The 13,305-nt window shown below is 72.9% G+C and carries 11 protein-coding genes; 6 read left to right on the top strand and 5 right to left on the bottom strand.

Annotated features, from left to right (window positions below; all coding sequences use genetic code 11):
- Nucleotides 1–485 precede the first annotated feature (485 nt).
- The 4 genes from KZQ38_RS21635 to ssd are packed head-to-tail and all read right to left on the bottom strand — an operon-like array spanning nt 486 to nt 3,983.
- The gene (locus KZQ38_RS21635) at nt 486–1,040 is read right to left on the bottom strand and encodes a type II secretion system F family protein (protein WP_219443941.1); all 555 of its coding nucleotides are present in this window, start codon (nt 1,038–1,040) and stop codon (nt 486–488) included.
- Nucleotides 1,037–1,798, bottom strand: coding sequence for a type II secretion system F family protein (locus KZQ38_RS21630; RefSeq protein ID WP_219443940.1), 762 nt, complete (start codon nt 1,796–1,798; stop codon nt 1,037–1,039). Before KZQ38_RS21630 ends, KZQ38_RS21635 begins: the two co-directional genes overlap by 4 nt.
- Nucleotides 1,795–2,931 (bottom strand): TadA family conjugal transfer-associated ATPase, encoded by a 1,137-nt coding sequence (locus KZQ38_RS21625; protein WP_219443939.1) that lies wholly within the window; start codon nt 2,929–2,931, stop codon nt 1,795–1,797. The genes KZQ38_RS21630 and KZQ38_RS21625 overlap by 4 nt, the downstream gene beginning before the upstream one ends.
- On the bottom strand, nt 2,928–3,983 hold the full coding sequence (ssd, locus tag KZQ38_RS21620) for a septum site-determining protein Ssd (RefSeq protein WP_219443938.1): 1,056 nt from the start codon (nt 3,981–3,983) through the stop codon (nt 2,928–2,930). The genes KZQ38_RS21625 and ssd overlap by 4 nt, the downstream gene beginning before the upstream one ends.
- Before the next feature lie 475 nt (nt 3,984–4,458).
- On the opposite strand from ssd, the gene KZQ38_RS21615 reads away from it, so the two are divergent.
- The 6 genes from KZQ38_RS21615 (at nt 4,459) to KZQ38_RS21590 (ending at nt 12,867) form a co-directional block, all read left to right on the top strand.
- Complete coding sequence (locus tag KZQ38_RS21615) at nt 4,459–5,271, top strand: HAD family hydrolase (protein ID WP_219443937.1); 813 nt, start codon at nt 4,459–4,461, stop codon at nt 5,269–5,271.
- A 577-nt stretch (nt 5,272–5,848) separates the two neighbouring features.
- A complete protein-coding gene (locus KZQ38_RS21610; RefSeq protein WP_308258517.1) occupies nt 5,849–7,534 on the top strand; it encodes a glycoside hydrolase family 3 protein in 1,686 nt (561 codons plus the stop codon).
- Nucleotides 7,531–8,754 (top strand): exo-beta-N-acetylmuramidase NamZ family protein, encoded by a 1,224-nt coding sequence (locus KZQ38_RS21605; protein ID WP_372452268.1) that lies wholly within the window; start codon nt 7,531–7,533, stop codon nt 8,752–8,754. Before KZQ38_RS21610 ends, KZQ38_RS21605 begins: the two co-directional genes overlap by 4 nt.
- A gap of 243 nt (nt 8,755–8,997) precedes the next feature.
- Entirely contained in the window at nt 8,998–10,620 is a 1,623-nt protein-coding gene (locus KZQ38_RS21600) for a serine hydrolase domain-containing protein (protein ID WP_219444024.1), read from the top strand.
- Between the two features lie 403 nt (nt 10,621–11,023).
- Nucleotides 11,024–11,938, top strand: coding sequence for a MurR/RpiR family transcriptional regulator (locus KZQ38_RS21595; RefSeq protein WP_219443935.1), 915 nt, complete (start codon nt 11,024–11,026; stop codon nt 11,936–11,938).
- Complete coding sequence (locus KZQ38_RS21590; RefSeq protein WP_219443934.1) at nt 11,935–12,867, top strand: N-acetylmuramic acid 6-phosphate etherase; 933 nt, start codon at nt 11,935–11,937, stop codon at nt 12,865–12,867. The genes KZQ38_RS21595 and KZQ38_RS21590 overlap by 4 nt, the downstream gene beginning before the upstream one ends.
- On the opposite strand, the gene KZQ38_RS21585 is transcribed toward KZQ38_RS21590, so the two are convergent.
- Nucleotides 12,836–13,285 carry an Lrp/AsnC family transcriptional regulator gene (locus tag KZQ38_RS21585; RefSeq protein ID WP_219443933.1) on the bottom strand — a complete coding sequence of 150 codons (450 nt, stop codon included), beginning with the start codon at nt 13,283–13,285 and terminating at the stop codon, nt 12,836–12,838. The two genes, KZQ38_RS21590 and KZQ38_RS21585, sit on opposite strands and share 32 nt — an antisense overlap.
- Between the last annotated feature and the right edge of the window lie 20 nt (nt 13,286–13,305).

Raw genomic sequence — 13,305 nt, 5'->3', positions numbered from 1 at the left:
TAATTCGACACCGGCCACCAAGTCTACTAACGCGGTCTAGCGGTGCGAGGTGCACCGCACCCACCTGCGGCGTTGATCACCCGTCGCCCTCCTCGGCGACGGAATGCCTTACGCGTGAAGTGAAACGTTCGTCGTGGACAGAACAGGCAAACAGGCATGCGCCCGTCGAGTGCACATGCCACACCCTCATCGCCGATGTGGTCCGAACCGGGTGATGACACTGCGCAAAGCCAAGGCCTCACCCCCGGAGGAAGAGATCAAGACATGGAGGCAGGGTAGGGATCTTCGTGTGAGGTCCGTCACTCGTTATGTGCGGAAACGAGACATGACCCAACTGGGCGCACGCACTGCGCCCACCGTTGAACACGGCTCCAACCAGGACACGAAGGCATCAAGACACGGCCACTGCAACGACAAAAATCGTCGTCATTCCCTTGTCGTTCAACATCTTCTCTCCATCGAGTCGTCGGAACGGTCCACTGTGGTCACCACTGCGTGCTCACCCGCCCCGCCAGGCCGATCACGACCGGCAGGACGCCCAGGCACAGGAACGCGGGCAGGAAGCACAGGGCCAACGGCCCCGCCACCAGCACGGCCGCCCGCTGGGCCCGTGCCTCCGCCTGGTCGTCGGCACGGCGCCGGACGTCGGACGCCAGGTCCGCGACCGCACCGGCCAACGCCGCCCCGGAACGCGCGCTGCGCCTCGCCGCACGGGCCAACGGCGCGGTGTCGGGGTGGCCGAGCGCGGCCTCCCACGCCGCCACCGGATCCGCGCCCAACGCCAACAGGTCGCCCACCTTCCGCAGACCCTCGGCCGGACCCGGCGGCACACCGGGCAGCACCGCGTGGACGGCGGTCGCCACGGGCAGCCCGGCCCGCAGCACGGCCGCCAGCAGGTCCCACGACGCGGGCAACGCGAACGGGTCCGCCGGCGGTGGCCTGGTCCGGGGCGCCGGCCGACCGACCGGACCCAGCCGGGCGAGCACGGAACGACCGGCCGGGTAGAGCAGCAGGGACACCGCGAGCAGCAGGTACGTCACGTGACCACCTGCCTGGTCAGGCGTGCGCTCCACCGCAACCCGGCGCAGATCAACGCCACCCCGGCGACCAGCAGCACCTGCCCCGCCGCGGTGGACGCCAGGACACCGGCCGGCCCCGAGCCGGTCAACTCGCCCAGCAGCACCCCGAACACCGGCAACGCCGCCAACACCGCCGCACTGGACCGCGGCCCCGCCATGCGGGCGTGGAACCGCTGCGCGAACGCCACCCGCCGCCGCAAGTCCCGCCGCACCTCCTCCAGCACGTCCGCCAGCGGCACGCCGTGCTCGCCCGACAGCCGCCACGCCCGGCCCAACGACCGGGAATCGCGGTCGGCCAAGGCGGTCTCGACGTTCCCGCCACGCGCGGATGTCGCCGCGATGACCCGGAAAACGTCCTTCGCCGGGGGCTCCGCGTCCTCGGCCGCGTTCGCGGCGGCCCGGGCGGGGTGCGCGCCGGAGCGCAGCTCGGCGACGAACCCCGACAGCCCTTCGGCGAGCGCCGCCGTGGCACGCAGGCGCTCCCGTTCCACGCGGCGGTCCTTCCGCGTGGACCACGCCGTCACGGCCACCAACGCACCCGCGACCACACCACCGACGCCCGCACCCGCACCGAGGACCGCGCCCGCCAACACCACCGCCCACCGGCCGGGCGGTCGCCACCGGAAACGACGCGAACGCTTGCCGCTCAACGCCCTCCAGCGCTCCGCCGAAGCCGACGGCAGGGCCAGCAACGCCGCGGCGAGCAGCAGCAGGGTCATGACGCACCCGCCGGCACCACCTGCCGCAACACCGCGCCCGCGGGTTGCCCACCGTCGACCCGCCGCCACGCGGTCCGCACCAGCAACGTGTCCCGCCGCCGCTCGAACACCCCGATCTCGGCCAGCCGCCGCTCGCCACCCGCCTCCCGGCGCATGTGCAGCACGACCTTCACCGCCGCCGCCAACTGGCTGTGCAACGCACGCCGGTCGAGCCCGCCCAACGCGGCCAACGCCTCCAGCCGCGCCGGCACCTCGGCCGGCGAGTTCGCGTGCAGCGTCCCGGCACCGCCGTCGTGGCCGGTGTTGAACGCGGTCAGGAGGTCGACCACCTCCGCGCCACGCACCTCACCCACCACGATCCGGTCCGGCCGCATCCGCAGCGCCTGCCGCACCAGGTCGCGCAGGGTGACCCGGCCCGCGCCCTCCACGTTCGCCCCGCGCGCCAGCAGCCGGACGAACTGCGGGTGGTCCGGCTGAAGCTCGCCGGCATCCTCCACGCACACGATCCGCTGGTCCGGCGGCACGCAGCCGAGCAGCGCCGCGAGCAGGGTCGTCTTGCCCGAGCCGGTGCCGCCGACCACCAGGAACGCCAGCCGCGCCCGGACGAGAGCCCGCAGCACCTCGCCCGTGTCCCGGTCGAACGTGCCACCACGCTCCAGCGCCGCCAGGTCGTGCGCGGCCGGGCGCAGGACGCGCAGGGACAGGCACGTCGACGGGCTGATCGGCGGCAGCACGGCGTGCAGCCGCACAGACCCGGGCAGCCAGCCGTCGACGTACGGCATCGCGTCGTCCAGCCGACGCCCCGCCTCGACCGCGAGCCGCTGCGCCAGGCGGCGGACCGCGCGCTCGTCGGTGAACGCCACGCCGGTGCGCCGCAGCCCGCCCGCGCCGTCCACCCACACCTGGTCCGGCGCGGTGACCAGCACGTCGGTGTTGTCGGGGTCGCGCAGCAGCGGTTCGAGCACGCCCGCGCCGACGAACTCGCGCTGCAACGCCGTCAACGCCAGCCGCACGTCGTCCTGGCTGACCACCCCGCCCGCCTCGGTGCGCACGGCGGCGGCGACCGAGGCGGAGGTGAGTTCGCCGGCGCCGTCCGCCAGCCGCCGCCGGACGCGTTCCACCAGCTCGGTCATCGCGGCCCACCGCCGGCACCGAGCACGGCCAGCACCTCGCGCGCCGCCGTCGCCAGCGGACCGCGCTCGGGCAGCCTGCCCCGGTCGAGCGCGGCGGCCAGGCCGCGTTCCGGGCGCATGGCCGTGAGCAGGGGCAGGCCGACGGCCTTCGCCACCTGACGGGCGTGGACCCCGGTCGGCGACGGTCCTCGCACCACGGCGTGCAACGGCACACCACGGGCCTTCACCTGCTCGACCACCCGTTTGGCCGCAGCGCACGCACGCACCCGCGCCGGGACGACGAGCACGACCAGGTCCGACCGGTCCAACGCCGCGCCGGCCGCCGGTGAGAGCTGCCGGGGCACGTCGCAGACGACCGTCTCACCCGCCCGCCGACCGGCCTCGACGACGGCCGCCACCGCCTCCGGCGTCGGTCCGGGCCCGGTGCGGGCGCAGGAGAGGAACGCGAGCCTGCCGCCGCCGCGTGCCCGGCCGGGCAGGGCCGAGCGCAGCTCCGCCACGGGCACCCGGCCGCCGCTGAGCGCCAGGTCCGACCAGCGCTTCCCGGTTTCCCGCTCCGCGCCGAGCGCCAGGTCCAGCCCGCCGCCCAGCGGGTCGCAGTCGACCAGCAGGCCGCGTCCGCCACCGGACAGCACGGCCTGCCCCACGGCGGTGGCCAGCACGGTGGCGCCCGCGCCGCCGCAGCCACCGACCACGGACAACACCCGTCCACCGCCCGGTGGTGACTCCACCAGGTCGGACAGGGCTTCGTGGAGCCGGCCGGCCGACACGTCGACCACCTCCTCCACGCCCTGCTCGACGGCGGCGGACCACACGTCCGGGTCCGGCGGACCGGTGGTCACGACGAGCACGTCGGTGCGGCGCGGCAGCGCTTCCCGGGCGCACGCCACGACGGCGTCCGCGTCGAGCAGCACGGCCGGCGCGCCGCGCCACCGGCGGCGCAGCGCGGGCACGTCGGGCACGCGCTCGACCTCGCAGCCGGCCACGGCGGCGGCCTCCAGCACCTCGTCCAGCAGTTCCGTCCCGGTCACCAGCGCGGGCAGTCGGTTCACAGTCACTCCTCGGGTTGTTCACAGCGGGTGGTGACCACGGTCCCGAGTGGTGAGCAAGGCCACAACCTCACTTGATCAACTTGTGGACAACTCAGGGGGGTGTGGACAACTCGAAGCCGCGAATCGGCGGTCTGACCACCGGCGGAAGGCCGAGAGGTGAACAACGCGCTCAACGGCGCGAAACGGGCGCGAGAGGGGTTCGGCGACTGTCGACAGGGCCGGCGATCCGGCCCCGGACATGGGACGACCCCCGCCAGGGGGGAGGGACGGGGGTCGTCAACGGTTCAGTCCCGGGGGTCGGACTGAACCCGTCCGGCACAGCCGGACCTGTCTACTGTATCCCCACGGGACAGGGTCATGCGTGTCTTCCGTTAGAGGGACGCGGAAAATTCGGTAGACCGCATCACTGTCAGTTCGTAAAGCTGCGAATGACGGCCGGCGCCCGCACCGTCGAACCCGCCCTTAAGCTGGAGCCGTGACCGAGCACGCCACCGAAGGCAGCAGAGTCGCCGCGTTCTTCGACCTGGACAAGACGGTCATCGCCAAGTCGAGCACGCTGGCGTTCAGCCGGCCGTTCTTCCAAGAGGGTTTGATCAACCGGCGTGCGGTGCTCAAGAGCGCCTACGCGCAGTTCGTGTTCATGCTGGCCGGCGCGGACGCCGACCAGATGGACCGGATGCGCTCGCACATCACGGCGCTGTGCGAGGGGTGGGACGTCGAGCAGGTCCGCTCGATCGTGGAGGAAACCCTCCACGACATCGTGGATCCGTTGGTCTACAAGGAAGCCACGCAGCTCATCGGCGACCACAAGGCCGACGGGCACGACGTCGTCGTGGTCTCCGCGTCGGGTGAGGAGCTGGTCGCACCCATCTCCGAGATGGTCGGCGCGACGCACAGCGTGGGCACCCGGATGGTCGTCACCGGTGGCCGCTACTCCGGTGACGTGGACTTCTACTGCGCGGGCGAGAACAAGGCCGTGGCGGCGAAGCACCTGGCCGAGGAGCGCGACTACGACCTGGCCCGCTGCTACGCGTACTCCGACTCCATCACCGACCTGCCGCTGCTGGAGGCCGTGGGGCACCCGACGGTCGTGAACCCCGACCGGGCGCTGCGCAAGGTCGCCGCGCAACGCGGGTGGCCGGTGCTCACGTTCTCCGACCCGGTTTCCCTGCGGGCGCGCATCCCGCGGCCGTCCGGCACGGCGGTCGCGGTCACCGCGATCGGGTTGGGCGCCGCCACCGCGGCCGGTGTCGCGTGGTACGGCCTGCGCAGGCGGCGCAGGAGCTGATTCACCCGCCGGTGCCCCGCTCAGCGGTACCGGTGCGGCGCTCACCGCGAAAACGCCGTCACACAAGGGCTTCTGCTACGGACGGTCGCTTGACCGGTGCACCCCATCGAGCCCTTGCCGCCGCGTCTCCCACGGATTACAAAGGAAGTGCGGACCCCCGGGTCGGCCAGGGACGGAGCGGAGGAGAAGCACCGTTCACCCCGACAGGGCTCCGTGCGCGGACTTCGAGCACCCACGCGCAGCACGCCGCGGGAGGCTTGTCGTCTAGGGCCTGCGTACTGGGACGCCGGACGCCGAGGCCAGGGTTGTACGACACGAGTTGCACGCTTGGTAACTCGAAAGTTCGCGCCGTTGGCCGTGCCCCCACGCTCGTGGGGGCACGGCCTGTTTTTGTGCCCGACACCCGGGCGACCTCCCGCGGAACCACCCGTCCGAGTGACGTTCCCGAGCCCCGGATTGTCGGTGCCCGTCCGGAGAATGTCGGCACAGCGCAAGTCCGTTGACCCACCACTGTGACGTGGGTAACTTCCCGAACAGGCCCACCAGTGGTGGGAGATTTCCAAGTGAGGAGGGCGTCGTGCTCCGTCCGCTCGTGGTCGCGGTCCTGGTCGCGACGTCCTTCGCCGTGCCCGCGGCAGACGCGGCGCCCTCCGCGATGACCTTGCTGCGCGGCATGTCCCTGGAGCAGAAGGTCGGCCAGCTCTTCGTGACGTACGTGCACGGGCAGGCCGCGGACGAGGTGTCGGCGGGCAACCAACGCGACTTCGGCGTCGGCACACCGGCCGAGGTCGTGGCGAAGTACCAGCCGGGCGGCGTCGTCTACTTCGACAACTCCAGCCGCGACAACATCGACCACCCGCGCCAGATCGCCCGCCTCTCCAACGGGCTGCAACGCGCGAGCCGCCTCCCGCTCACCATCGCCACCGACCAGGAGACCGGTCTGGTGACGCGGATCGGCGCGCCCGCCACGCAGTTCCCCGGCAACATGGCGCTCGGCGCGGGCCGCAGCACGCGGGACGCCGAGCGCGCCGCCGCCATCACCGGTGCCGAGCTGCGCGCGATGGGCGTCAACCAGAACTACGCGCCCGACGCGGACGTGAACTCCAACCCGGCCAACCCGGTCATCGGCGTCCGCTCCTTCTCCGGGGACCCGGCCCTGGCGGCCGAGCTGACCGCCGCCCAGGTGCGCGGCTACCAGCGGCGCCCCTTCGCCCCGGGCGCGGTGTCCGCGACCGCGAAGCACTTCCCCGGCCACGGTGACACGGACGAGGACAGCCATTCCACGCTGCCGCGCGTGGACCGGACGGCGGCGGAGTGGCGGCGGCTGGACGCGCCGCCGTTCAAGGCCGCGATCGACGCGGGTGTCGACTCGATCATGACCGCGCACATCCAGCTCCCCAAGATCGACCCATCGGGTGAACCCGCGACGTTGTCCAAGCCGGCGATCGACCTGGTGCGCCGCGACCTCGGCTTCGACGGCGTGGTGATCACCGACTCGCTGGCCATGGAGGGCGTGCGGCGGCTGCACACCGACGCCGAGATCCCCGTGCTGGCGTTGAAGGCGGGGGTGGACCAGTTGCTGATGCCGGTCGACCTGGGGACGGCGATCGACAGCGTGGTGGCCGCCGTGCGCCGCGGCGAGCTGACCGAGCAGCGGATCGACCGGAGCGTCCTGCGGGTGCTGCGGGTGAAGCTGCTGCGGGGGCTGTTCACCGACCGGTACGTGGACGAGGAGCGGGTCGGCACGCGCGTCGGCACACCGGAGCACCTGGCCGACGCGCAGGCGATCACCGATCGGACGATCACCGCCGTGCGCACCGGATCCCTGCCGATGAAGCCGACCGCCGCGCTGGTGACGGGGTGGGGCGAGACGACCACGCGGACGCTCGCCGGCCTCCTCGGCGGCACCGCCCTGCCCACCGGCAGCGCGCCCGACGAGGAGCGGATCGCGGCCGTGGTGGCTCGCGCGGCGAGCGCGGACCTCGTCGTCGTGCTGACCAACGACCTGGCCGGGCAGCCCGCGCAGCGCGCGTTGCTGGACCGGTTGACGGGCACCGGCGTGCCGGTCGTGGGCGTGGCCGTGCGGAACCCGTACGACGTGGGGTACAGCGCGCCGAGCTGGCTGGCGACCTACTCGCACAGCGCGGTCTCCATGGCGGCGGTGGCGAAGGTGATCACCGGCGTGGTGCGGCCGGCCGGGAAGCTGCCCGTCGCCGTGCCCGGTCCCACGCCGTACCCGTTCGGCCACGGGGTGACGTGGTGAGGCGGCGGCACCTGCTGGCGGGCGCGGCGCTGGCCGTGCCGGTGCTCAGCGCGCCACCCGCGCGGGCCGAGCGGGCGCTCGCCACCGGGGCCGAACTCGCCGCGGCGGACGGGTGGCGGCTGCTCGCCGGGCGGCGGGTCGGGGTGCTGACCAACCCGACCGGCGTGCTCCGCGACCAGACGCACGTCGTGGACTCGATGGTCGCCGCCGGTCAGCCGCCACGCGCGGCGTTCGGGCCGGAGCACGGGTTCCGCGGCACGGCGCAGGCGGGCGGGTCGGAGGGCGACTACCGCGATCCGCGCACCGATGTCCCCGTGTACGACGCGTACGGCGCGAACGCGTCGAAGCTCGCCGGGATGTTCGTGAAGGCGGGCATCGACACGGTGCTGTTCGACATCGCGGACGTGGGCGCGCGCTTCTACACCTACATCTGGACCATGTACACGGCGATGCAGGCCGCCGCCGCGACCGGTGCCGAGTTCGTGGTCCTGGACCGGCCGAACCCGGTCGGCGGCACCGCGCGGGGGCCGCAGCTCGACCCGGCCCACGCGAGCGGCGTCGGGCGAAAACCCGTGGTGCAGCAGCACGGGATGACGGTCGGCGAGCTGGCGGACCTGTTCAACGGCGAGTTCCTGCCGCACGACGGCGGGCCGGTGCGGTTGCGGGTGCGGTGGGCGCGCGGGTGGCGGCGCGACGACTTGGACACGGGGCTGCCGTGGGTGCCGCCGAGCCCGAACATGCCGACCCGCGACACGGCGCTGGTGTACCCCGGGACGTGCTTGTTCGAGGGCACGTCGCTGACCGAGGGCCGCGGCACGACGCGGCCGTTCGAGACGGTGGGCGCGCCGGGCGTCGACTGGCGCTGGGCGGAGGACCTGAACGCGCTGGGCCTGCCCGGGGTGCGGTTCCGGGAAGCGCATTTCACGCCGACGTTCGGCAGGTTCGTCGGCGAGGCGTGCGGCGGGGTGGCGCTGCACGTGACGCGGCCGGGTTCGTTCGACGCGATCCGGGCGGCCGTGGCGATGATCGTGACGGCGCGGGCCCGGTACCCGCGGGTTTTCGCGTGGCGGTCCGACCTGTGGATCGACAAGCTGACCGGCTCGGACCGGCTGCGCCGCATGGTGGACGCGGGCGCGGGGGTGGACGAGGTGGTCGGCGCGTGGAGCCGGGAGCTGGCCGACTTCACCCGGCTTCGCCATCCCTACCTGCACTACCGGTGAGGAGTGACCGTGCGTGCTTTGCTGACCATCGCCGCTGTGCTCGCGTTGTTCGGTGGCGGTACGGCTGTCGCCGAGCCGGGTTGCACGCCGGCCGCGTGCGAGGTGGGGCACGCGGCGGACAGCGACGCGGCGGCAACAGCCGGGAGCACGGCGCAGGACGCGGCGGGCGGCAGTACGGCGCAGCATCCGGCTGACGGCAGCACGGCGACGGGGGCGGCGAGGACAGCGGACGGCGACGAGGGTGTGGAGGCCGCGGGCGCGGTGGAGGGTGAGGCCGGCCGCGGTTCGGGGCGGTTCGACGTGGTGCGGCGCGGGTGGGCGGATGCCGTGTTGCGGAACGGGACGCCTGCTGAGGTCGGGCTTGATCCCAAGCCGATCGGAATGGCGCTCGAACGAGTTCAAAATTTCACTCGGCCGAGTGCTGGTGGGCATCCGTTGTTCGCGGGCGCGGTGACGTTGTTGGTTCACGACGGGGTGATCACGAACGTGGACGCCGCCGGGTGGGCATTGCGGTACGCCGACGCGGCCGGGGCGGAACTACCGGTTGATCAACGGGTGGCGATGACGCCCGACACGATCTTCGACGTGGCGTCGATCTCCAAGTTGTTCACCTCGATCGCGGTGATGCGGCAGGTGGAACTGGGTCGGGTCGAAATCGGTCGGCCGGTGGCGCGGTACCTGCCCGAGTTCTCCGTCAACGGCAAGGCGGGCATCACCGTCGAGCAACTGCTCACGCACACCTCGGGCCTGCCGTCGTGGCTGCCGTTGTGGTCGGACTACCCGGACGTGCCGGCGCGGGTCAAGGCGGTCATGGACGTCGCGCCCAGGAGCACACCCGGTTCGGCCTACCTCTACTCCGACCTGAACCTGATCACGCTGGGGCTGCTCGCCGAGCGCGTCAGCGGGAAGCCGCTGGACGTGCTGGTGCGGGAGGACGTCACCGGGCCGCTCGGGTTGCGCGACACCGGCTACCGCCCGCCGAGGTCGGAGCTGCACCGGATCGCGGCGACCGAGTTCCAGGGCGCGCGCGGGCTGGTCCGAGGCGAGGTGCACGACGAGAACGCGTGGTCGTTGGGCGGGGTCGCCGGGCACGCCGGTGTCTTCTCCACGGCGCGCGACCTCGCCGTGCTGGGCCAGGCGATCCTCAACGGCGGTCGGTACGGGGACGTGCGCGTCCTCCGACCGCGGACCGTCGAGCTGATGCTCACCAACTTCACCCAGCGGTTCCCCGGCAACGCGCACGGGCTCGGGTTCGAACTCGACCAGCGCTGGTACATGGGCGCGCTGGCCTCGGCCGCGACCGCCGGGCACACCGGGTTCACCGGCACCTCGCTGGTGCTGGACCCGATGTCCGGCTCGATCGCGGTGCTGCTGACCAACCGCGTGCACCCGAACCGGGACCGGGGTTCCGTCAACCCCGCGCGGCAGGCGGTGGCGGACGGGCTGGCCCGCGCGTTGGCGGTTCGGCCGCGGTGGGGTGACAGCGCGTGGACGGCGGACGCGCCGAACGGCACCCTCACCACGGCCGCGCTGCCCGCCGGGACGGGGCGGCAGACCGTGGACTTCAGCGTCTTTGTCGACTTGGAGACCTCGGACCGGCTGGTGGTGCAGGCGAGCGCGGACGGCCGGACGTGGCGGGACCTGCGGGTGCTGTCGGGTCACGGGAAGCGGCGGTGGGAACGCGTCCGGCTGGTCGGCGAGCCCGCCGCCCACTACCGCTGGCTGTTCGTGCGGGGAACCGGTCTGGCGGGGCGCGGGGTGTACGTCGACGGTGTCCGCGTGTCGGACCGAAGCGGGGTGCTGCTCGACGCGGAACGCGACCCGACCGCCTTGCGGGCCAACGGTTGGCACGCCACCGACCGCTGATCAGGGCGGCCGGACCGCGAGCGGGGAGGTGCCGGCCGGGGCGGGGTCGGGAGCGGAAAACGAGCCGGGGAGCACGGGGGCGGTGTGGTTGGACCGCCCGAAAGCGAAACCGCGGTGTAGTGGAACCGGCGAGGAGCGGAATCGGGAGTTGTGGGCGATTGGCCGTCGGTTCGGTGTGGTTGGCGGTGATCGATTTTTATCGTCCGCCAATGCGTCGAGGGGCGGTAAGCGAATGGTTAGCCGGTGGGTGGAAGCTGTGGGGGTCACGTAGGTGGGCCAGTAGGCCAACCGACAGTGAAGGGCCGGCCGAACAGCCCACGCCGGCGGGTGGGAATTGATGGCGCTCGGGGTGACTGGTGCGCTGTGCGTTGATTTTCCACAGTACGGTTAGTAAGTTTCCCACGTGTCCACCGAAAGCAGCGAGGCCAGTCCCCTCGTCAAGATCCGGTCCCTCCTGCCCGGCCTGGCCCGCGCGGAACAACGGGTCGCCAAGGTCGTCCTCGACAACCCGGCGACCGTGGCCCACCGGAGCATCACCGAGGTGGCCGAGGCCGCCGGCACCAGCGAGACCACGGTGACCCGCTTCTGCAAGGCCATCGGCGTCGGCGGCTACCCGGAGCTGCGCATCGCCCTCGCCGCCGACACCGCCCGGACGGCCGCCCGCACCGACCGCGACCTCGGCGGCGACATCGGCCCGACCGACGACCTGCGCCAGGTGGTCGGCAAGGTGGCCTTCGCGGACGCCCGCGCGGTCGAGGAGACCGCCGAGCAGCTGAACGTCGAAACCCTCCAGCAAGTCGTGGAGGCGGTCGCGGGCGCGCGGCGGGTCGACGTGTACGGGTTCGGGGCCAGCGCGTTCGTCGCCTTCGACCTCCAGCAGAAGCTGCACCGCATCGGCCGGACCTGCTTCGCCTGGAACGACACGCACATCGCCCTCACCTCGGCGGCCGTCCTGACCGACGCCGACGTGGCGGTCGGCATCTCGCACACCGGCTCCACCTCGGAAACGGTCGAGGCGCTGCGGGTCGCCCGGGAGCACGGCGCGACGACCGTGGCCCTCACCAACTTCCCGCGCTCGCCGATCAGCGAGGTCGCCGACCACGTGCTCACCACGGCGGCCCGCGAGACGACCTTCCGGTCCGGCGCGATGGCCAGCCGGATCGCCCAGCTCACCGTCATCGACTGCCTGTTCATCGGCATCGCCCAGCGCCACGTGGACAGCGCCAAGGCCGCCCTCGAAGCCACCTACGACGCCGTCTCGGGCCACCGCCTCGGCGCCCGCCCGGACGGCAGGCGGCGGCGGGAGACCGGTAAATGACGCCGCCCCGGCCGGACGTCGCGGTCCAGGTGGAGTCGCCCACCGAGACCCGCAACCCGCGCACCGAGGACATCGACCGGCTGTCCACGCTGGACGTCCTGCGCCTGATCAACACCGAGGACCGGGAGGTGCCCGCCGCGGTGGCGGCCGTGCTGCCGGAACTGGCCAGGGCCGCCGACCTCGCCGTCGGCGCGCTGCGCGCGGGCAACCGGGTGCACTACGTCGGCGCGGGCACGTCCGGCCGGCTCGCGACGCTGGACGCGGCGGAGCTGCCGCCGACCTTCAACGCGCCACCGGACTGGTTCCTCGCCCACCACGCGGGCGGTCCGGAGGCGCTGGTCAAGGCGGTCGAGGACGTGGAGGACGAGGCGGCGGGCGGCGCGGCGCAGATCCGCGCGCACGCGGTGGCGGGCGACGTCGTGCTCGGCCTGACCGCGTCGGGCCGCACGCCGTTCGTCGTCGCGGCCCTGGCGGAGGCACGCACCATGGGCGCGCGCACGGTCCTGGTCTCCAACAACCCGTCCGCTCCCCCGGTGGACGTGGACGTGCTGATCGCGGTCGACACCGGGCCGGAGGCGATCGCGGGCTCGACCAGGATGAAGGCGGGCACGTCGCAGAAGCTGCTGCTCACGTCGTTCTCCACGGCGGTGATGGTGCGGCTCGGCCGCACCTACTCCAACCTCATGGTCTCCATGCGCGCCACCAACGCCAAGCTGCGCGGCCGGACCGTCCGCATCCTGCGCGAGGCGACCGGCCTGGCCGAGGCGGAGTGCACGACCGCCCTCGCCGCCGCCGGCGGCGACCTCAAGGTGGCCCTGGTGCACCTGCTCGCGAACGTGCCGGCGAACCGCGCGGCCGAAGCGCTGGCCGCCGCCGAGGGCCACGTCCGGCAGGCGCTCAGCCTGCTGTCACCGGACGCCAGGGGATAGGCGTCGACAACACCATCGCCGACGACGTCTCGCCGTACCCGCCGAGCCGCACCAGCAGCCGCTCCAACTCCGCGATCGAACTGGTCACCACCTTCACCACCGAGCAGATGTCACCGGTCAGCCGGACCACCTCGACCACTTCCGGGCAGTCGTCGAGCAGTTCCGGGTGCACCGTGATGCACCGCGGGCCGTAGCACTTCATCCGCACCAACGCGACCACGGAACGCCCCACCGCCGTGGGGTCGACGGTCGCCCGGTAGCCGGTGATGACCCCCACGTTCTCCATCCGGCGCACGCGCTGCGCGACCGTCGGCGGTGACACGTGCACGCGTCGCGCCAGCTCGTTGTAGGACAGCCGCGCGTCCTCCTGCAACGCCTCCAGCAACGCCCAGTCCACCCGGTCCAGCTCGATGCTCATGAACCAAAAGCTAGTCGACG

This window comes from Saccharothrix obliqua, assembly GCF_019375475.1.
Lineage (GTDB): Bacteria > Actinomycetota > Actinomycetes > Mycobacteriales > Pseudonocardiaceae > Actinosynnema > Actinosynnema obliqua.
This window is presented reverse-complemented; position numbering and strand designations above follow the sequence as displayed.